This is a genomic window from Pirellulales bacterium, assembly GCA_036267355.1.
Classification (GTDB): Bacteria; Planctomycetota; Planctomycetia; order Pirellulales; family DATAWG01; genus DATAWG01.
This window is the reverse complement of sequence record DATAWG010000053.1, coordinates 1-21,123: the sequence shown is the minus strand read 5'-3', so window position 1 is coordinate 21,123 and position 21,123 is coordinate 1. Positions and strand designations below refer to the sequence as shown.

Below are 21,123 nucleotides of genomic sequence, written 5' to 3'. Positions count from 1 at the left end.
GCCAGTGGTCAGGAGTCGCTATCGACGAACGGAGCGACCAACGTAGTAGGCACATTCCGTGTGCCGTCGGCACCGCTCGGTGCGCGGCGCGGCGTTAAGTAAGTAGCGCGCCGCGACGGGCGGACGGCACACGGCGTGTGCCTGCTACATGGGAAGGTTTACTCCAGCGATAGCAATTCGCTCAGGTGGATCGCGACGCATTCAGCGAGCACTGGTGGATTATATCCCCCTTCCAAAACGCTGACGATTCGGCCGCCGGCGTGGGCGTCGGCCACGGCACGAACCGCTCGCGTCAACGTGGCAAAATCTTCGACTTCCAATCCGAGCGAACCGATCGGATCGGCGCGATGGCTGTCGAAACCCGCGCTGACGAGCACCAACTGCGGCTGGATGCGATCGGCGAAGCGGTCGAGTTCATCGGTAAATCGGGCCAGGTAATCCGCTCGCGAAGTGCCGAGGGCGACCGGCAGGTTCAACGTCGCGCCGAGGCCCGGGCCGCCGCCGGTTTCGTCTGCCGCGCCGCTGCCGGGGTAAAACGGATACCGATGAATCGACATGAATCCGACTTGCTCGTCGCTCCAAAACGATTCTTGCGTGCCATTGCCATGGTGGACATCCCAGTCGACCACGAGCACTCGGTCGAGTTGCAATTCGTCGATGGCCATCCGCGCCCCGACGGCCACGTTGTTGAAGAGGCAGAAGCCCATCACGGCAGCGGGCCGGGCATGATGCCCCGGCGGCCGCACCAAGCAAAGCGCTGTCGCATCTTCCCCGGCAACGACGCGGCCGACCGCATCGCGCACGGCTCCGACCGCCAGTTGGGCCGCTTCCAGCGAGCCGGGGCTGACGACCGTATCGGCTTCGATCTGCCCGCCGCCGCGGCCGATGAATTCCACGACCGCCTCGATATATGCCGGCTGGTGAACGCCGGTAATTTCGTTCGGCGACGCGGGCCGCCATTCCGCTCGCCGGCAGCGATCGGCCAATTTGCTAGCATCGAGCAGCCGGACGATGTGTTCGAGCCGCGAGGGATTTTCCGGATGATCGCCGGTGCGATGGTTGAGAAACCGCGGATCGGAATAGAGGAGTGTCATACGGCGATGAGTGGTACCACGTGTTTCGAACCAACGCAAGCACCACCGCCGCTATCGCTGTAAGCCCAGGGAAGGCCGCCGCGCCGTCCTCAATCGCCGAGCGATTCTTCCGGTCCTTGCCTGGGCGCGCCGCGCGCGCCGACGCCTCCCGCCTGTCCTTCCCCGCGTCGCGCCCCTCGCTCGAACCCCCCGTTTCGCTTGACATCGCCATTGCGCCACGAGTAGTCTTGATTACGGAGCAGGCTTGTCTAAAGATTCCGGAACGGATCTCTTCATCGGAACGAGCGGGGGAGGCATTGTCTATGGTCGCGCAAACGATCTTTATCAGGCGAGCGGCGATTCGATTTTGGCTGCCCGCGTTGGGCAGCTTGGTGGGCTTGGCGCTTGTGTTCGGTTGGTGGACGACGGCGGCAAGGGTCGCTCGGGCCGCCGACCCTGCGGCGCCGTATCTCGAAATGCCGGTCGACCCGCCATCGCTGCGCGGTTGGAACAAGGCTAGCAATGCGTCGCAGAACAAGGATCCGCGCGCGATGCTGCGGGGCGATCTGGATTGGAACGTCGTCGTGTTCGATGCGTACTTCAATAACATCCTGTTCCCGCAATTCACGCTTTACAAAGAGCCCGGCGCCAATGTGCTGACGATGACCGAGGATCCGAAAAACAAGGCGGTGAAGTGGCGGCATAGTATGTTGCCGACCTGCCGCGACGAATTCACCAAGTTTTTCATCCTTCAAGCCGGCAAGAATTCCAATCAAGAGCCCTTCAACCATTTGACGCAAATAACGATCCAAGCGATGCGCACGATCGCACTAGGCAACTACCATCCCTTGGCCCGCTACAATGCCGCGCTCTTGATCGCCAGCTTACAGGAATCGGGCTCGGAAAAGCCGCTTCGGACCACGATACCCGCGCTCCTGGCCTGCCTCGATTCGATCGATGTGGTTCGGGTCGCAGCGCTCGACGGATTGCTGAAGCACGCCGAGGCGGGAACGGAGGGAGCGGCGCGGCCTCAATTCATCGCCGCGATGCTAAAAATCGTCAACGAGAAAACGCCACCGAAAGGCCGAACCGCCGACGGGCACGATTGGATTCGCCGCCGCGCGATCGACGTGCTGGCCGCGCTCGGCGATGCCGGGCCGAATCTCACGGTGGTCGCCGCGCTTGACGGAATCTTGAAAGACAGTCAATCGTCGCCTGAATTGTCGTGTTCGGCCGCCAAGGCGCTCGGCAGCATTTCATTCCACGCCCCCGAATCGATGAACGCATCGGCCACGGCGGCAAGCATCGGCCAGGTCGCCGTCGATGCCTACAAAGCCGAACTGGCGCGGGCCGACGAGCGCCGAGACGCAGCCGGAGTTCCGGCGCCGACCAACGCCGCATCCGCAACCGCCGGCGGATTGCTCGGCGCCGCGGCCCAGCCCGGAGCCGCCGGCGCTGGCCTTGCCGGCGCAACGAACCGTGAACTGTTCGTTTCCATTCCTCTGCTGCGCAGCCAGTTGTACGCCTTGGATCGCGGCCTTAAGGGGCTCAGCACAGCCACGGCCGGCACGAAGCACCAGCAGTTTGTCGAAAGCGTGGAAAAAAATCTGGCCCTATTGATGGCGGCCTGCGATCCGAAGGCCGCCGATTACGACGTGCTCAAAACGGGAATTTCGAAGGCCGGCGCCGGGCTCGAAGCCGCATTGGCGGGTGGGGCAGCGGGTGCGCAAGGCCGGGCTCCGGCGCCGGAAAAAGCCACCGGCGCAAGCAAGGAAGATTCGTTCGACGCGGAACCGGAGAAACCCGCCGCAGCGCCGGCGGCCACCGCTCCGCGAGCCGGAAAATAGGGCAGGCTTCCCAGCCCGCGAGAAGAGTCGATTCGACAACCGCCCCAGGATGGGGCGGCGACGTTTGGCCAGGCAAAAGGATTTGCAATCGTGGCTGTTCCGTCGAAACATCTCGCTGTTTCCCATCGCGATGGGTTCCACCGTCGCGCTGGGCGCCACGGCCGGCTTGCCCAGCAGTGGCTCGCCGCGAGCAGTTTGGCCGCAATTCTGCTTTGCGTTTTCACCGGCTGCCGTGCTTGGTGGACCGCGTCGAGCGTTCGCGGCACGACCGATGCTCCGCAGTGGAATCCACCGGCGGCTGCGGCCCCCTCTGTGCCGCCACCGCATCCGTCTGCCGCGACGACCCAAAAACCGCCGCCCATCGACAAACCCGGCGCGCTGGCCGATCCACGCTGGCTGTTCGTGGCCAACGATTCAGCAAACCCGCTCGCGGCCTCGCCGGTCGCTGATGCGACCCAAGAAACTTCCGCCTCGACGCCGAACAACCGCATGGGCGGCCGATGGCATCCGGCATCATCGCAATCCGATACCGATCGCGCTCCGCCCCCCGACCTTTCGCATCGCTGGCGGCATCCTGGTCTCGAAAAGCTGATGGCGCGGCCGGCCGACAATCGTCCCGATTTACGCATCGCGGTCGGGTCGAGCGATCCGGTCGTTGCCACGAATGCAGCAATTTTGCTAGCCCGGCAACACGATTCGGCCGCTTATGAGCCGCTGCTGCGCGCGATCCGTTCCAATGACACCAACACGTGGCAACGCTGTGCGGCCGCGGAAGCATTCGGCGAATTGGGATGGGAAAAGATCGGCGGGGAATTGCGGCGGCTCGTGGATGAGCATGGCCGGTTTTCCGGCGCAGCAGCGCGCACGTATCGCGCCGAATTGCACACGGAATTGTTGTGCGCCCTCGAGCATGCCGAGGATTCGAGATTTGCGCAGAATTCCGATGCAAGCGGCGAACCGCGGTTTGCGGCGGCGCTCTCAAGTCCCGCGGCAAGCGTTCGTCGCGAAGCTTTGTTAGCGCTAGCCGGCTTTGCCTCCGGCCCGCTGCCGCCGAACATCTCGCGCTACGTCGGCGACCCCGACACAAGCGTCCGCCGGGCCGCGCTTCATACGCTCGCGGTGCGGCAGCATCCAGAAGCATTTGAATTGCTGCGCCAATCGCTCTTGGATCAGGATCTGTTGGTGCGGCTCGCCGCGACGGCGGAGTTGGGCCGGCTCGGCGGTCCGCAGGCCGTCGCCGAATTGCGGCGAATTGCGGAGACAGGGACCGAACTCATGCGGGCCGCGGCCGTCGGAGCGCTCGTTGCCGCCGGCGATGATCAAATCGGCCCGACCGCGGTCGGCGACAAATCGTGGCGCGTCCGCCGGGCACTGGTGCCGATTCTCGATCGAAAATCGGCTCAGCCGCCAAAGGATTTGGCCGAACGATTGGTCGCGGATGCAAACACCGATGTCGCGACGGCTGCCGTCGAAGCTGTCGGTCATTGGCCGCTCGAACTGTCCGCACCAATTCTCTTGTCCGGCATGGAGGGCCGGGCATACCTGACGCGAAAGGCGGCGGCCCTGCAGCTTGCCAAGATGTGGCCGCCGGCGGCGGATTTCGAAATCGAAGCCGCTTCGCCGCGCCGGGCCGCCGAAATGGAGCAGTTGCGCGCCAAATGGCGATCCGACAGCATGGCATCCGGCACTACCCCAGCCACGACCAGACCGCCAAAGGAAAAGATTCAAACCAAATCGGCGTCGAATGCATCGAACGCAAAGCAATTCGAAGCGAATGCGAGAGAGGTCGGCCGGTTGATCTCTCAACTTCAGTCGCCGACGACCGCCGAGGCTCGCGCTGCGGCGATGCAGGCTCTGGTCGCGTTCGGGCCCGAGTTGCCCGATCTGCTGGGCGAGGCGAGCCTGACGCTTTCGGCGCCAATGCCCGACGACATTTTCACCGTGGCCCTTCCCGCGGCAAGCCCGGAGTTTGCCCAGATCGCGCGGCTCAGATCGTCCGACGTGCGCGAGCGGCGGAATGCGGCGGCGGCGATCGAAAGCGAGACGCGAAATCCATCCGCCGCGAACGGCCCACGAAAGCCGCTCAGTCGCTTGGCTCTCCAGCGGCTAGCTGAATTGATGATCGGCGAATCGGATTCGTTGGTTTGGTCGAGCATCTTTCAGGCGTTGGCCGACGACAATCGCGAGCCGGCAGTCCAGCTTGCTTATGCCGCATTGAGCCACCCGGCGCCCGAAGTGCGTCGCCGGGCGTGCGAATATTTGGCAGCGCATCCGTATTCGTGGCACGCCGCGCTGCTAACGCAATCGCTGGCCGATTCGAGTCAGGCGGTTGTTGAAGCGGCGGTTCGCGCCATCGGGCGACTACCGGCGCTCGAAGATCCCAAGCCGTTGGAGGCGATCTTGGCGGCGGAGGATCATGCGCTTCGCGTCGAGGCCGGAGAATCGCTGGCTCGGCTTGGCTATCCATCGGGAGTCGCGGCATTGGAGCGGCTGGGCTACGATCCGGCGCCGAAGGTCCGCCGGCTTGCGGCGGCGGCGATGGGCCGAGTCGGCGATCGATCCTTCGTGCCGGTGCTCGTTCATCTGCTCGACGATCGACCGGACGTGAAGCAAGCAGCGCTTGCAGCGATGCCGCATGCCGCCGGCCGCGATCTTCCGCCTCCCAATACGCTTTCCGCTGGAACCGAGCCCGGCAGCGAATCGCGGGCCGTGGCCGAAACCGATCAAAGCCGCATCCAGCGCTGGAAAGATTGGTACGCCGCCGGACAATGACGCCGGATTCTGACATAACCTCAATCGTAATGCATCCGCGAGATAGGCCCCGATCCGTTTTCCGCGATTTGAGGATGCTTTTGATGATCGGCGGCTAAACCGCACCGGTGCCGCTCGGAGATTCCTCGTGAAAAAAGTCGCGTGCCTTTCGTTCCGCGGCGGATCTTTTGACGAAGAACGCAAGTCATGTATTCACGAATGCTTGCGGCAAAACCTGTGCGGCCATTGTACCGCGATACGCCGGTGAACCCGGAAAATGCGATTATTGACTTAAACGTGTGGTAATCGATAATAGTTATGAACGAAATTTAGAGCGCTACACGTGCCTATGGACCCCTCGGGGTCTCTGCGCAGGAAGTAGGACGCCACTTAGAGCAATCGACTGGCTATCTGAAAGGCGGGGGCTGCCCCCGCTTGTCCTGATGTGGAGCCGCGACTAGCGCTCTTAGAATCCACAGAGAGGCGGCTCTTTTGAGCTGCCTCTCATTTTTTACCACTCAAGATGTTTTGCCTTATGGGCGATAATGTCGTCATGACGCCGGTGAATAACTGCACCGCAAATCATATCTGCCAATTGAAGCAGGTTCTCGCCGGTCGAACGGTGTGCCTGCACTCGCCCTACGAGTGATCGCCCTTCGTGGTCCTTGATGGATCGAAGGTGGGTTTCCATTGCTCGTTTGGTAGACATCGTCATTGTTCTGATCGAGGACGACCAAACAGTTCAAATGCCCGTCTGATTTGCGCACCTGAACTAAACGCAGCCACTCTTCTATTCCCTTTGCAAGTTGCTGCGCGACTCGATTGTAGAACGCCTTTTTTCCAAAGCGTCGCTGCGTGGAGCGTCGCTTGTTAAGAGTCTGTACGATGTAGTGAAATCTCTCTTGGGCAATGCATTCGAGAAAACGCTTGCGTTCATCGTCGGTCCGATCAACCCAATGGAATTCATCTACGCCTGAGCTCTCCTTCAGTTCGGCAATCTTTTGCCGGCATGATGCCGCTGCCTCGACGGTCTCGAACATCGCTATGCCAAGGCTAAAGATGGCGGACGCTCCGGGTCTCGTCCCGCAATCACCTGATTCATCACCGTAGATCGGCATTCCCTTCCGCCCAATGCTTTCCGCCATCAAGTTGCACGCTTTTTGCAGAATGCTAGCGTCTGCTGCAAAAAACTACAACGTCCCCCGTCAGGCATCGCTCTTCGTTTTCAAAGAACGTTGTGTTCGAAGAATCGCCACGTCATATCTTGGTGAACGATCTCGCTGGGTCGCCGCCAGTCCCTCCTGCCAATTATGAGCGCACCAATGCATGTCGTCCGCGAATGCGTGGCAAGCCAAGTAATCCGTTGCTACCTACGATGAATCTAGCCAAGTATTCGGCTTCCGCTGCCCGATTTCAAATGCGCTGCCTGATTTGGATCGGACAGAAAGACAAGCTAATTTGAATTCAATTTAGGGCGTGGCCACGTCTCCGGCCGTTTTGCGTTCGGCAGACGGGGTGGTATATCATACAGACTTGCATGCCAAAGCCGGTTTGGTCGGAGGTTGCGGAGAAGCACTGGTGGTCGGATGCGAAGGCGGCATCGAACGAGATCGAGCGACTGCGCGGCCGCGTGGCAGCCGTCGTGCAGCCTGGCGGCGCGGCGGCTTCACGCTCGTCGAGTTGCTGGTGGTGATTACGATCATCGGTATCCTGATTTCGCTGCTGCTCCCCGCGGTGCAGGGGGCGCGGGAATCGGCCCGGCGCAACGCATGCGCCAACAATTTGAAGCAGATCGGCGTGGCCGCGCTGGCGCATGAATCGCAGATGGGATTTTTTCCCACCGGCGGATGGGGCTGGTATTGGGCCGGCGATCCGGATCAGGGGTTTGCCGCCCAGCAGCCCGGCGGGTTCTTCTACAATATTCTCCCGTTCATCGAGCAGAAATCGTTGCACGATTTGGGGACCGGCCTATCGCCCTCGCAAAAGCCGGCCGTTCTGGGGCAGGCGGCGGCCGTGGCGCTTTCGGTCTTTCAATGCCCATCGCGCCGTGCCGTCGCGCCGTATACGCACATGTCGAATGTTTCGGGCTTCTCGCCTTTGTATATGAACATGACCCAAGACGATTTGCAGGGAAAGAGCGACTACGCCGCTAATGCCGGCGACACGCCCGCCGACTTCTACTACTCCGGACCCTGGTCGCTCTCCGAGGGGCTGATGGAGGTGCCGATCGCGTTGGCAAATCCGAAGTTCGGAAGCGGTGATTTTCCGCCCGATGCGCTCGGCTGCACCGGGGTCTGCTTCACGCTCAGCACGATCAAGACCGCCCATATCACCGACGGCGCGAGCAACACGATTTTGGCCGGGGAGAAGAGTCTCTGCCCCGATCTCTACACCAACGGCCAGTCGCTCGGTGATTTTCAAGGCTGGGACGTGGGGGCGACCGGCGACACCTACCGCTGGGGCGACGCGACGCAGCCGCTGCAGCAAGACACGTATGCGGTCGATTCGAACGATTGCTTCGGCAGCGCCCATTTCGACGTGTCCGGCTTCGTATTTTGCGATGGCAGCGTTCACAATCTCAGCTACCAGATCAGCATCCCCGTCCTGGCCGCCCTCTGCAACCGCAGCGACGGAATCCCCATCGACAATTCCGTTCTGCATTAGGATTCGTCATTTCATTTGCAGCGTGCCGCGCGTCACGCCGAGTTGATTGAGCACCTGCAATTGCCGCCATGTGTTGCGCGAGGTTTCCAAGCCGGCCAACACTCGGGCATAGCGATCTACCAGAGCCACGGCGTCGGCGGCCGTTTCCCGCAGCAGTTCGACGCGGAAATGGCGCACGCCGAGCGACAGCATTCGCGGAACGAATTCGGCGGCCGATTGGGCCACCGAGTTGAACACCGTGTTGCGGCAGCCGGTGTCGGCCGTCAACGGAAATTCGGCGCCGACGCGATCGCGCAGCGCCACCTGATGCGTGTCGCAGGGCCGGCCGCAATCGCGCCAGTCTTTGCCGTCGGACAACAGCGCCGCAAACACGCAATGCTCCATATGAAACATCGGCATGTGCTGGTGGACGACCACCTCGAACCGGCTCGGCGAGCAGCGCGCGAGCAGCGCCGCCAATTGCTCCCAATTCAGGTCATAACTCGGCACGAGCCGATGCGCATTGCGGTCGAAAAACAGCCGAGCCGACAGTTCGTTGGCCACGTTCAGCGAAAAATCGCCGATCCACGACGTGTGCGGCGATCGATCTTGAAAATAGGCGAGCGCCGCCAAATTGCGAACTAGCACGGCATCGGCTCCGGCCTGGGCCACGCGGGCCAGCAGTCCTTCTTCGCCCGGCTTGAGAACCCGCAACGTCGCCAAACCGATCGACTGCCCAGCGGCATGCGCCAGCGCGACCGCTTGCGAGTAGCGCCGCACATCTTCGAAATCGCAATAGACGAGCGCGGGGCGAAGCAGCGGTTCCGCCGGCCGCCAATCGATAATCGCCTCCAACTGCTGCTGCGTGCGCACGAGAACATGGAGCCGCGGCACATCGATCGACGGGTCGCCGTTTCGATCGGCAGCGCTCCGTGCGGCGGCGCGCATTTCGTCGAGCACTGCCGAGATTTCGAGCGATTCGATTTTCGGGCGGCGGTTGGCCAGCCGATCGGCGATCAGTGTTTCGACTGCTTCGCGGCGCAATTGGTTGAGTACGCTTTTCGGCACCATTGCGCCGGGCGGCACCTCGATCTGCACTTCACCGATCGCAAAAGGCGTATCTCCCAGCCGGCCAAGTTGCTCCCGAGCTGCCTCGGCGGCAAACGGTTGCCTGCGCGCGATTTCCAACGGGCCCGGCCATTCGGCGGTGGCCTCGCGCCCTTCTGGATCGCGGATCGAGAGGTGCAGTACTCCGCCGATGGCGCCCGACAAACGGAATTCCAGCGGCACGCGGCGAACGCAATCTTCTTGGGCCGCCAACTGCTCGGTTCGCTTGCGCAGAGCCGGATCGTCGGTTTTCCAGACGATGGCTTTAGGGGCAATCGCGGCCGTGTTCACTTGCCCGCGGCCGAAGGTTAGTTCGACACGCCGATCGCCGAGCGACATCACGGCGTACACCCGGCCCCCTTGTTCCTCCTGCTCCGGATGGCCTTCGTCGAACACGACGCCATCGCCGGGCTTCACGGGCAGTTCGGCGTCGCACATGGCCGCGGGATGTTCGGCGGATAGCTCGATAACGACGCGATCGGCCGATTGCCGCACGAGCGTTCCCAACCGCACGCCGCGGCTTTTGGGAAACCGCCCTTCGACAAGCTGCTGATGGTTCACTCCGCCGAGAAAGCCAGGCGAAAAGCCGCGCGAAAAACTTTGCTGCAAAGCGAGCTGTTGTTCGCGCGGCAAGGCAAACGGCTGCCGGGCCGCCGCCGCGTCGATCGCGGCGCGATACGTTTGCGATGCGACGGCCACATATTGCGGGCTCTTCAATCGCCCTTCGATCTTGAAGCACCGCACGCCCAGTCCCACCAGCGGCTCGATCAAATCGTAGGCGGCCAGATCTTGCGGGCTGAGCAGATACGCCTTTTCGCCCAACTCCTTGATCGCACCATCGACAACGAGTTCGTAAGGCAAGCGGCATGCCTGGGCGCACTGGCCGCGATTGGCGCTGCGGCCGCCGAGCGCTTCGCTCGTCAGGCATTGGCCGCTATAGGCGATGCACAGCGCCCCGTGGACGAACACCTCGAGCGGCATATCGGTGCGGGCGACGATCTTGCGGATGTCTTCGATCGAAAGTTCCCGAGCCAGGATCACCCGCTCGACGCCAAGCTCGCGAACGAACTCGATGCCGCGCGGCTCGGTGAGCGTCATTTGGGTCGAGCCGTGGATCGGCAACTGCGGGGCCAGCCGATGCACAAGCTGTGCGAGCCCCAGATCTTGCACGATCACGGCATCGGCCCCGGATTCCGAAACGATCGCCACCAGTCGCGCGGCTTCGGCCAACTCGTCGGTAAAGATCAGCGTGTTCAACGCGATGTAGCCGAGCACGTTGCGGCGATGCAAGTACTCCATCACTTGCGGCAATTCCTTGGGCAAGAAATTGGTGGCGCGATGCCGGGCGTTGAATGCCGACAGCCCGAAGTAGACCGCATCGGCCCCGCCGGCCACCGCCGCGCGCAGCGCCTCCCAATCCCCCGCCGGGGCAAGCAACTCGGGCGTCGACTTACGAAGAGGATTTACCATGGAACAATCAACCACGGATCACACGGATGACACGGATACGAATGCGGACGGAGGCAAAACAATCAAAATCAGATAACGATGCGCTCGTATTCGAGCTTGGGGTAATGCCCAAAGTTGGCCAATAGACCAAGCCGAAAGGATGTCGCCCTGAGGTAGTCATGAACTTGCGCGCGGTGCTCCGCCGTCAATTCCTTGACGGCCTTTAACTCGAGCACGATCTTGTCGAAGAGGATAAAGTCCGGGACATGCCGTTGCTTTAGGGGCCGCCCCTTGTAGCTAAGTGCCAGGTCGGATTGCGATCTGAATATCAGCGCACGGTCATGGAATTCAAGCTCCAAGCACTCTTGATAAACTGCCTCCAAAAAGCCGCACCCCATCTCATTGTAAACCTCAAAACAAGCGCCCAATATCCGGTAGCTATCCGCTTCGTATAGCAGTTCGGCCGGTCGGTTTTCGCCCGATCGTATCTGTGTCATCGGTGTAATCCGTGGTTTGTGCTGCTTATTTGGCGGTAGACGCAGGTGGTTCGAGCGGTTTGCCGTGGGTGTCGATGGCGCCGGCGGCTACTAGGATCATGTGCGAGGGGTCGATGTACTTGTGAGCGACCGCCTGCACGTCGTCGGGCGTCACGGCCTCGACCGCGTGGCGATAGTCGGCCAGATAGTCGAAGCCGAGATGGAACCGCTCGACCAACAGCAGCTTGGCGGCAATCGCCTCGTTCGTGGTGAACTGAAACGGCAGCGATCCGAGCAGGTATTTCTTCACATCGTCGACTTCCTGCGTCTTCGGCGGCACCGTGCGAATCCGCTCGAGCTCTTCGAGAAACTCCTTCTTCGCGCGGTCGAGATTCTTGGCCTCGGTGCCGATGTAGCATGAAAACGTGCCCGGCTCTTCGCCGGCCGAGGAAGTGATATTTGCCGTGACGGTGTAGGCCAGGCCTTCGCGGTCGCGCAAGCGGCTCGAAAGCCGATCGGTGAAGCCGGTGCCCGTGCCGAGCACGTAGTCCAGCACCAGCAGCTTGTAGTAATCCGGGTTCGCCCGGCGGATGCCCACCTGGCCCATGAAAAACTGCAATTGGGCCGCCTCGGGCATCGAAAGAAATCGTTCGACGAATTCCTTCGGCTTCGCGATCTTCGGAAGATCGAGCGGCGGCAAATGGCCGGGCTTCCAATCCGACGTGAGTTGCTTGATTTCGTCGACCACCTCGTCGGGATTGAAATCTCCGGCGACGGCCATGAGCATGTTGTCGGGCACGAACAGTCGATCGCGCAGCGCCGCGCAATCGGCAGAGGTCAGTTTTTCGACGCTGGCTTTCGTGCCCAAGGCGGGGCGGCCCAGCGGATGCTTGCCGTAGACGAGCTTGCGGAACAGAATTCCGCCGCGCTCCATCGGCTCGCGCTGGGCATCGTCGATCGCGGCTAGTTGATGCTGTTGCTCGCGGGCAAACGCTTCGGCGGGAAAATTTGCCGTCCGCAGGCAATCGATCAACAGCGACAGCCCGATCGAGCGATCGCCCGACAGCACCTTGACCGAGCCTCCGGCCGAATTGAAGGAAAGCGCGCCCCCGACGTTTTCAATTGCTTCGGCAATCTGCGGGCCGGATTGTTTTGGCGTTCCTTCGTCGAGCAGGTCGCCCATGAGCGCGGAAAGCCCCGCTTTGTCGCCTGGAGCGCGGAGCGAAACATCGTCGACAAAGGCTTCGGCAACCACGATCGGCAGCCGATGGTTTTCCCACAGCAATAGCACCAAGCCATTGGGCAGCTTTACTCGTCGGGCCGTCTTGAGCGAGAAATCGCCGGCGATCGGCACCGCCGCGGCCGTCGCATCGGAGGCCGCGTCAAACGCTTTGCCGGCGCCGCGCCGCGCCGCCAAACCGCTTGGCGAATGGCCAAACGAAGCCAATCGGCCAATGCCGCTTGGGCGATGGGCCGGCGATTTGCCGCCGAGCGCCAAATCCGACACCGATTGCGGACTGTGGATCGACGAGCTTTCCTCCTGTTGCGGCTTGGGAACCGACCACACCACCACCCGATGCTGCGGATCCAAATACTTTTTGGCCACGCGCTGCACATCGGCCGCCGTGACGCCGGCGATCCGCGGCAGCAGCGTTTTGAGCCAATCGAGCGAGTTCACCGAAACTCCTTGAGCGATGTTGTCGGCCAATTGATGAACCGCTTCGCGATCGAACACGGCCCCGGCGACAAGCAATTGCCGAACGCGATCCATCTCGGCCTGCGGCACGGGATGGCCGGCGAGCTCTTGCAACTCGGCCACGACCAATTGCTCGGCCTTTTGGCGATCCTTGCCCGGCAGCAGCTCCACCTGAATGCCGAACCAACCGGGATAGCGTCCCCAGCTATGAAAGGCGTCGGCCGAGGTGGCGATTTCCGCCCCCTCGACCAAGTCCTTATAGAAGCGGCTCGTCTTGCCGCCGCTGAGAATCGCTTGCGTGAACTCGAGCGCCGGCAGATCGGGATCGTTGCTGTCGACGGTGTTGAACCCCATCAGCATCCGCGGCACATCGAATTTCGAAGTGAATTCCTTATGGACCGGTTCCTTGTGCTCGACCGGCACATTCGGCTTCCGTGACGGCAATTCGGCCGACGGTATCGGGCCGAACAGCTCTTTCACCCGCGCCAGCGCTTGATCCGGATCGAACCCGCCGCAAATGATGAGCGAGGCGTTGTTGGGGTGATACCATTTGTCGTAATGGGCTTTGATGATGGCGGCCGTCGCAGCGCGAACTTGCGCCTTCTGCCCGATCACCGGATGGCCATACGGATTGTCGGGGCCGAACAACAGGGGCAGGATCGTTTTTTGTTCGAGATCCCAGGGCTCGTCTTCATCGCGCTCGAGTTCAGAGATGACGGCCCCTTTTTCTTCCTGGAATTCGTGTTTTTCATCGATCCGCAAATTCTGCATCCGGTCGGCTTCGATGCGCAGCGCGAGATCCCAGCGATCGGCGGCAAAATCGAAGTGAAAGATCGTGTAGTCGTTCGTGGTGTAGGCGTTGTTTTGCCCGCCGTTGATTTGCGTCATGCGATCGATATCGCCGGGCTTCAGTTTGTCGGTGCCTTTGAACATGAGATGTTCGAGATAGTGCGAAAGGCCCGTGTTGTCGAGATCTTCATCGGCCGATCCGACGCGATAGGCGACCATCGTGGTAACGACCGGCGACCCGGCGACCGGCTTGAGATAGACGCGCAAACCGTTGTCGAGCTTTTCCGCGCGGATACCGTCGTAGAGCGCGTCGGCGGCCTTGAGAGCGGTGTCGTTCGACGCATCTTTGGCCGGGGCCGGCTTGGAAGTGGCCGAGGTCTCGGCGGATGGGTCGGCGGCAACGGTCGGCCACGCGAGCAGGGCGGAAAACAAGACCGCGAACAGTCCGAGCAAAATAGGAGCCCGTAGGTCAGGCTTCCCAGCCTGACAGCACACACGCAAAATCCGCGGTTTTGCAGGAAGCGATTGCATAAAGAGTTGCCTCTCATGATGGAATTGGGTCCGACGCATAGTTGTTTATGGTATGAATGTGCGCTCTTTGCGACTAGTAGCACCGACAGGCTGGCGTGCGCGCACAAGCTAGCCCTTCAACACAAAACAGGATGGCGCGGATTCGCGGCGCGGCCGATCGACCGCGGAGTGCGGGCTCGCGAATCTCGGGAAGGCCATTCGGCCCGCTCGCGATTGGCCGGATCGGTCGCGACGGAATGTGCTTTTGAGGGACAGTGCCGATTCTGCGGAGGCGTGCGGCATACGCAGGATGCCTGCTCCATTGCTCACACTAGTCCCCATTTCTTTCTGAGATACCACTCACCGCTGAGCAATCCGACGACGAGCAGGAAAAACCAGGGCGAATCCCACGGCGTGCGTTTCGTTTCGACGGCCACTTCCAGATCGCGCGGCTTGCGGCGCAGTTCGTCGCAAAGCTTCGACAATTCTTCGGGCACGACTGGCCGTCCGCCGGCCGCTTTCGTGGTCAGCGCCAGATTGGCCATCAATGTCGGGCGCGGCGTGGAATTCTCCAACTCCAGGTCTTGATCGTAGACGGTAAACCTGGCTCGCGATTCCCCAATGGCCGCCCCCTCGGCAGTTGCGCTTACCACCAGCGTGTAGTCGCCCGGCAAATCGGTTTGCTTGAACTGCCCGATATTCTGGTTGCCTTGCCGCGCGAGATGTACCGGCCGGCGATTGCCGTCGGGCAAAACCGCGCTGGCTTCGAATTGGGCGTCGCGGATCGGTTCGCCTTGCGGGGTGGTAGCGCCGACGGAGAATTCGATCGATCGGCCGGGCGTGTATTGCCGCTGCACCAACTTGATCCACACGCCCGATTTCTCCGTGTCTTCCTTCTTCGCCAGCCACAGAATCACTTGCCGCCAGAATTGCTTGTGTTCTTTTCCGAAGCCGGCCATTGCCCATCGCCAGGTCGAGTCGCCGGCAAAAGCCAACACGCGGCCCTCGCCCGGTTCCACCGCAACCAAGAGCGGTTTGCCGTCGGGCGTGACGGCCAATGGCTTCGCGGCGGGCTTCAATTGCTGAAACAGGTTTGCGCCGTCGAGCCCAGGCAATCGCTGCCAGATCGCTCGATTCTCGTCGCGGCTGCCGAGCCGCATGATCGAAATGTCGCCGAAATGCTTGTCGGGGAGCATCTTGATTCCGACGTTCGGATCTTGCGGGAAGAGATGCAGATCGGTGCGAATTTTGTCGTCGAAGTTTTGCCGATCCAATCGGTCGTCAGCCGTAACCGCTAGCGGCAAGATTCCGGCCAGGGCCGTATCCTGATAGCCGCCTCCCCAAAAACTGTGAAACCCGCCGAGCATGATCAGGCCGGCGCCGTGTTCGACCAATTGCCGCAGGCTCGCCAAATCCTGCGGCCGAAACGCCGCCGAATCCAAATCGCCGATGATGTACACATCGTATTTGCCGGGCTGGAATCGGTCCGATAAATCGATTGGCCATTCCTTTCGCAGCCGATGGTCGATCCACTGGAAATCGACTTTGATATCCGGCGACGACGCCAGAGCCCTGCGCAAAAACCGCTGCTCGACGCGCAATTCCCCTTCGAGATAGAACACGTTCAGCCCGCCCGGCAACACTTTGACGAAGTTGCTCTGCTCGTTGTTGGTCGTGTCTTGTTCGCCGGGCATCGGCAATACGCGGAGCGTCACTTTGCGCTCGCCGGCGGTCTGCGGCACATAGCTGAATTCGACGGGGATTTCCTCGCCGTCGTGCGTCGAGCGAACGGTGGTCGTGCCGACGACCTCAAGCGGTTTGCCCGGCACGGTTTCGAACAGTGCTTGCACGGCCACGTCGCGGTTGACATAGGCATTGATCCGCACGGTGCCGCGGATCGCCAATTCGTTTTTCACGAACACGCTTGGGCTGACATCGAGCCCCGTCACCGCCACGTCGGGCCGCGACGTCGCCGACGATTCCTTGCCGCAAGTGATCGTATAGAGCGGCACGCCCAGGTCGGCCATTCGCCGGGCCACCGATTGCGGCGATTCATCGCGCGGATAGAGCGCGTTTTGTGCCCCGTCGCTGAACAGGATCATGCCGGCGAGCCGGTGGCCCGTCTCGCGGCGGAGGGCATCATCCATCGCGGCGCCGATGGCCGTTTCGCGCCCCGCGGCCGTCGCCCCGAGATCGAAATTCGGCCCCATATCGATCTGCGAAATGGCCGAATCGAAGGTGTAAAATTTCACGTCGAGATCATCGCCGAGCGCTCGGAAGTCGGGCAGCGCATCGGCGATCGTTTTTCGCAACGCCTCCCAACGGCTTACGCCCCCCTCGTCGGCGATCGACATGCTCTTCGAGCGATCCACGAGCACGATCAACGTGGCCCGATGGTGCCGCATTTCGGTGAACACGTGGGTCGGCCGAAGCATGCAGGCCACCACCGCGAGAAACACCGCGACCCGCAATCCAACCAGCGCCATCCGCTTTCGCCGCGACAACCGCCGCACATCGGGACCAATCCAAATCGCGAGCGCAAGGAACACCGCGCACACGGCGACCACGAGCTCGTAGCTCCCAACCGGATTGAAATGCCAACTGCTGCTCATGGTCAGGCGGATACGACTGGCGGTGGATCGGTGGATCGGGCGGATGGAATCGGCGGGATGCTTCCGGCCTTCGGTGCCCCAGTTGGCAGACTCGATGGTTCCGAACCTTCTTCGCCCGCGACACTATGGGGTTCGGTCGCGAGCGACTTGCGCAGCGGCGGCAGATCTGTGCGGCGATAGAAACGATTCGCCAATAGGTGCTCCAGGCCCAAGGCGAGCGCCACCAGAACGATCAATAGCGGAAACAGCTCACGCCCCACCCGGCCGACTGCGATGCTGCGATCGATCTCCTCGCGGCCGTGGCTCAGGTGATAGCGCCCAGGGCCCAGTAGCGCATCGAGCGCTTCGGGCTTCAGCCGCTCGAGATCGGTAGCGGCCAGCGGCGTGTTGGCGCTGAAGCCGCGGTCGACGCCGCCGACCGTGCCCCCCGCCCGGATGCGGTAGTTTCCCGCGGTCGAAGTCGCCGGCACGCTCACTACGTGGTTCATCTGGTCGGCGGTGAGAGAGGCGGATTCATTGCCATCGGGCGTCGTCAGCGCGAACACCGATTGCGTCTGAGTGTCTTCAAGCCGAATCGCGGCCCGCTGGCCGACGAGATAGTTCAATCGCTCCTCGCCGCTGCCCGCCAAATAAAGCAGCGACTCATTCGAGAGCATCACGAAAGGCCAGGGTTTGAAGCCGGTCGCCAACTCGTTCCACGCGTTCGGATCCGATGCGGCATCCGAGATCGGCGTCGTCATCATCAACACGTGGCCGCGGTCCAACGGCCGCTCCAAAAGCGCGGGCTGGCCATCGCTATACGCGATCACGACATTTGCATTCTTGTCGATCTCCGACAAACCCCAGTATTCCCAAACCGGAAACGATTGCCACGGCACGGCTCCGCCCAATGGCCGAAATGCCGCCAACAGCGGATGTTGCAAATCGCGTGGCGCGAGGATCACCCCCGCATCGGGCGCATGCCGCCGGATCACCGGCCTGGCGGGCAACAGCGCCAGTGCCTCGGGACTGTCGAATGCATCGATCGGCTGCGCATCGCGGCCGAGCCAGACGGCCACGCCGCCGCCTTGCTTGACGTAGCCGGTCAACTGCTGCCACACCGCCGGATCGAGCGGCGTCGGATCGAGTAGGCAAACGGCCGAGTAGTTGTCCAAATTGCGGTCGAGCAATTGGTCGAACCCGATCGTCTCACATACGAACCGTGCCCGGCCGTTTTTGAGCAACAGCGACGGCGAGAGCGCTTGCGTCAAGAATAATGCCCGCTGGTCGATCGGCTTGGCCGCTGCGACGAGCACTCGAAACGGCGGCCGCACGTCGAATGTGAAGTAGCGAGTGTCGTCGGCCGGGAGATTATCCTCCCCCTCGATGCGGATGTAGCCTTGGTGGCTGCCGAGATCTTCGCCGGTGAGGGTGAAATCAATCGCCTGTGGTTCACCCGGGCGCCAATGGACCGTTTTTTGCCCGCGGAGCTGCGGCGTTCCCTTCGAGTCGATGACATAGATCGCCACGCCCCGATCTTCCTCGGGCCCGGTGCGCACCGCTTCGCTTTCGATTTGCACCTGCCCATTTTTGGCAAACACCTCGGGGCTGACGCGCATGTCCCCCAGCGAAAAATCGTGCGGCTCTTTCACTCCCACGTCGATCAGATAGATCGCGACATCGCTGGCGTCGTCCAAAAGTGCCTTGAGCCGCCCGGAAACGTCGGTCGGCCATGCGCTTCGTGAAAGATCGGTGAACAGGTAGATTTCTTTCCGCTGCTGCTCTTTCTTGCGCAGCATCGGCAGCGCTTTTTCGATCGATTCCGGCAGGGACGTGGCGGTTGCGGCCGGCTTGAGTTGCCGAATCCGCTGTTCGGCGGCCCCCAAATCGACGGCGAAATCGCCCGCCGGCTGCTCCGATTCGAGCACGGCCACTTCGCTTTCGGCGGGCAATTGCCCCAACAGCCAATGGGCCGTGGCTTGGGCCACCTCGAGCCGAGTCTGGTTATCTTCGCGATAGGCCATTCGCGGCGATGTGTCGAAGACGAGTGCGGCAGCGACTGGCGCTTCCTGGCTACCAAGCGCCCCTTTGGCTTTCAGGCTCGGCCGGGCCAACGCCAGGGCCAACATTGCGATCGCGCCAGCCCGCAACAGCAGCAACAGCAAATGCCGCAGTTGCAACCGCCGCCGATTGGCCTGTTGGCGGCGCACGATGAACCGCATGGCCGGAAACAGCAAATGCTTCGGCACCTGCCGCATCACCAAATGCAACACGATCGGCACCGCCACAAGCGCGGCGCCGATCAGCATCGCAGGTGTTAAGAAACTCAAAGCCATGCCGAGGAAGGGTGAGGGGTGAGGGTGAGGGGGGCGGGGTGGGGGTCAGGGATTGGCGATCTTACTATTGTACGCAAATCGAACCGCAGGAGCCCGCCGCGCTAGCAAGGGAGTTAGCGTGAGCTTGCCGCGCGACGCGCGAAACCGCAAGCGAGCTCCAATATCAAAAGCAATTATGAGGCTCGCTTGCGGTTTCGCGCGTCTGCCCCGTCCCCTCACCCTCACCCTCACCCATCCTCCGCTACCCCCTCGCCCGCCGGCTGATCAAATATTCCGCCAGCGCCTTGTCGAACTGCATGCTGGTGTCGAGGCCGACGTAGTCGATGCCGCTCTGGAAGCACTGGCGGCGGAAGTGATCGCAGAATTTGCGCACCTCGCTGACGTAGTCGGCTTGAAAATGGCTCGCGTCGACCTGAATCTTGTCGTGCGTTTCCGGGTCTTCGAATTCCACGGTGCCGTCGAAGGGGAACCGCACTTCCGCTTCGTCGAGGATGTGAAACAGGATCACGTCGTGCCCACCGTGCCGCAGCCGCCGCAGCGATTGCAACACCGCCTCCGGCTCCGCCAGCAAATCGCTAAACAGCATCACCAAGCTGCGGTGCTTCAGCATGGCTGTGATCTGGTGCAGGCTGCGGGCAATGTCGGTTTTGCCGGTCGGCTTCAGGTTGGCCAGCAGCGAGAGAATGTGCCCGATCTGCGTGCGCTTCGATCGCGCGGGAAGGCTTTGGCGGATTTTTTCATCGAACGTGATCAGGCCCACCGGGTCTTGCTGGTGGACCATCAGGTAGCACAGCGCCGCGGCGAGGCAGATGCCGTATTCGAATTTGGTCAATTCTTGCCGATACGTGTAGCCCATCGAGCTGCTGAGGTCCATCACCAGATAGCCGGTGATATTGGTTTCGGCCTCGAATTTTTTGATGTAGTACTTGTCGGTTTTGGCGTAGACGAGCCAATCGATATCCTGCGGATCGTCGCCGGCGGTGTATTTGCGATGCTCGCTGAACTCGACCGAAAACCCATGAAACGGGCTGGCATGCATCCCCTGCAAGAATCCCTTGACGATAAACTGCGCGCGCAAATCCAGCCGCGAAATTTGCCGAATAACCTCCGGCCGCAAGTATTTTTCAACGGTGGACATATGGTTCACCCAAATCGGTGCGATTCAGAGACCCCGCCTATAGGCCGGCCGCTTTTGCCATGTCCAGCATCACATCGAGCATTTCACGCAGCTTCGGGCACTTGTCGCGGGCAATTTCAGGATCGAGTTTTGCAAACAGTTTCCGGCCGTCGATGGCCTTTCGATAGGCGGCCTTGCCGTAGCGGCGGTAGAGTTCATTCAGCAGCTTGGAGGGCGGCGTGTTGGTGTTTACTGCTTCCGGAATCGCGATCTTCCATTGGGCAGTGCATCGCTAATCGCCCACGGCATTATCTCCGGTTGGCTGAGCAACCAAGCCTCCGATTCATGCACCGCGTAAAACATGCGAAATCGCTTGTCATCGACTTCCTTCTCCATGAGTCGAGCATCAAGGGCGGCCGTCGGGCATCCGTAAAAATCAAGCAGGCCGATCACGCCGATCGTCCCGGTAAGCGAGGCCGCGGCGAGGTGATCGCGTGCCTGCATTGCGTATTCCTTTACAAAGTGGCCGCTACCGCCCAGATCGATTGTAGCCAAGCCGACGTAGTTCGGTTTGAGCTTTGTGTCGAGCCAGCGTTTTAGGTAAGCGTTCACGGATTTTTGGGTAAATCGGTATTCGAGGTTTTGTAGGTGATCGGGTAAGTTGGCGGCGCTATGACGCAGCCCGCCGACAAGCCGTGCCCGAATTGCGAAGTCCTTCAGCGACGCGTTGAAGGCCTG

The 21,123-nt window shown here is 61.6% G+C and carries 12 protein-coding genes; 3 read left to right on the top strand and 9 right to left on the bottom strand.

The annotated features are described in order from the left end of the window. Positions 1–158 precede the first annotated feature (158 nt). A complete protein-coding gene (locus tag VHX65_08550; protein ID HEX3998583.1) occupies positions 159–1,094 on the bottom strand; it encodes a histone deacetylase in 936 nt (311 codons plus the stop codon). 302 nt (positions 1,095–1,396) lie between these two features. Between VHX65_08550 and VHX65_08545 the strand changes: the two genes are divergently transcribed. Next, positions 1,397–2,920 carry a hypothetical protein gene (locus VHX65_08545; protein ID HEX3998582.1) on the top strand — a complete coding sequence of 508 codons (1,524 nt, stop codon included), beginning with the start codon at positions 1,397–1,399 and terminating at the stop codon, positions 2,918–2,920. Positions 2,921–3,010: 90 nt separating this feature from the next. Beyond that, entirely contained in the window at positions 3,011–5,692 is a 2,682-nt protein-coding gene (locus VHX65_08540) for a HEAT repeat domain-containing protein (protein ID HEX3998581.1), read from the top strand. A 530-nt stretch (positions 5,693–6,222) separates the two neighbouring features. Here VHX65_08540 and VHX65_08535 read toward each other — a convergent pair. Next, on the bottom strand, positions 6,223–6,816 hold the full coding sequence (locus tag VHX65_08535; protein ID HEX3998580.1) for a DUF3800 domain-containing protein: 594 nt from the start codon (positions 6,814–6,816) through the stop codon (positions 6,223–6,225). 433 nt (positions 6,817–7,249) lie between these two features. Between VHX65_08535 and VHX65_08530 the strand changes: the two genes are divergently transcribed. Next, complete coding sequence (locus VHX65_08530) at positions 7,250–8,335, top strand: DUF1559 domain-containing protein (GenBank protein HEX3998579.1); 1,086 nt, start codon at positions 7,250–7,252, stop codon at positions 8,333–8,335. Between the two features lie 6 nt (positions 8,336–8,341). On the opposite strand, the gene VHX65_08525 is transcribed toward VHX65_08530, so the two are convergent. The 7 genes from VHX65_08525 to VHX65_08495 form a co-directional block, all read right to left on the bottom strand. Next, positions 8,342–10,891: a U32 family peptidase gene (locus VHX65_08525; protein HEX3998578.1), complete on the bottom strand. Its 2,550-nt coding sequence runs from the start codon at positions 10,889–10,891 to the stop codon at positions 8,342–8,344. Positions 10,892–10,959: 68 nt separating this feature from the next. After that, positions 10,960–11,367: a GxxExxY protein gene (locus VHX65_08520; protein ID HEX3998577.1), complete on the bottom strand. Its 408-nt coding sequence runs from the start codon at positions 11,365–11,367 to the stop codon at positions 10,960–10,962. A 25-nt stretch (positions 11,368–11,392) separates the two neighbouring features. Further along, positions 11,393–14,284: a pitrilysin family protein gene (locus VHX65_08515; protein ID HEX3998576.1), complete on the bottom strand. Its 2,892-nt coding sequence runs from the start codon at positions 14,282–14,284 to the stop codon at positions 11,393–11,395. A gap of 383 nt (positions 14,285–14,667) precedes the next feature. Next, on the bottom strand, positions 14,668–16,953 hold the full coding sequence (locus tag VHX65_08510; GenBank protein ID HEX3998575.1) for a hypothetical protein: 2,286 nt from the start codon (positions 16,951–16,953) through the stop codon (positions 14,668–14,670). A gap of 2 nt (positions 16,954–16,955) precedes the next feature. Continuing rightward, a complete protein-coding gene (locus VHX65_08505; protein HEX3998574.1) occupies positions 16,956–19,262 on the bottom strand; it encodes a BatA domain-containing protein in 2,307 nt (768 codons plus the stop codon). A gap of 247 nt (positions 19,263–19,509) precedes the next feature. Continuing rightward, complete coding sequence (locus VHX65_08500; GenBank protein ID HEX3998573.1) at positions 19,510–20,406, bottom strand: DUF58 domain-containing protein; 897 nt, start codon at positions 20,404–20,406, stop codon at positions 19,510–19,512. A gap of 228 nt (positions 20,407–20,634) precedes the next feature. Further along, positions 20,635–21,123, bottom strand: a 489-nt coding sequence (locus VHX65_08495; protein HEX3998572.1) for a hypothetical protein, incomplete at its 5' end; no start/stop codon positions are given.

What these genes read in the sequence shown, in the direction of transcription:
- VHX65_08550 (HEX3998583.1), bottom strand. Translation starts at nt 1,094, where the DNA reads ATGACACTCCTCTATTCCGATCCGCGGTTTCTCAACCATCGCACCGGC.
- VHX65_08510 (HEX3998575.1), bottom strand. Translation starts at nt 16,953, where the DNA reads ATGAGCAGCAGTTGGCATTTCAATCCGGTTGGGAGCTACGAGCTCGTG.
- VHX65_08520 (HEX3998577.1), bottom strand. Translation starts at nt 11,367, where the DNA reads ATGACACAGATACGATCGGGCGAAAACCGACCGGCCGAACTGCTATAC.
- VHX65_08535 (HEX3998580.1), bottom strand. Translation starts at nt 6,816, where the DNA reads ATGGCGGAAAGCATTGGGCGGAAGGGAATGCCGATCTACGGTGATGAA.
- VHX65_08545 (HEX3998582.1), top strand. Translation starts at nt 1,397, where the DNA reads ATGGTCGCGCAAACGATCTTTATCAGGCGAGCGGCGATTCGATTTTGG.
- VHX65_08525 (HEX3998578.1), bottom strand. Translation starts at nt 10,891, where the DNA reads ATGGTAAATCCTCTTCGTAAGTCGACGCCCGAGTTGCTTGCCCCGGCG.
- VHX65_08500 (HEX3998573.1), bottom strand. Translation starts at nt 20,406, where the DNA reads ATGTCCACCGTTGAAAAATACTTGCGGCCGGAGGTTATTCGGCAAATT.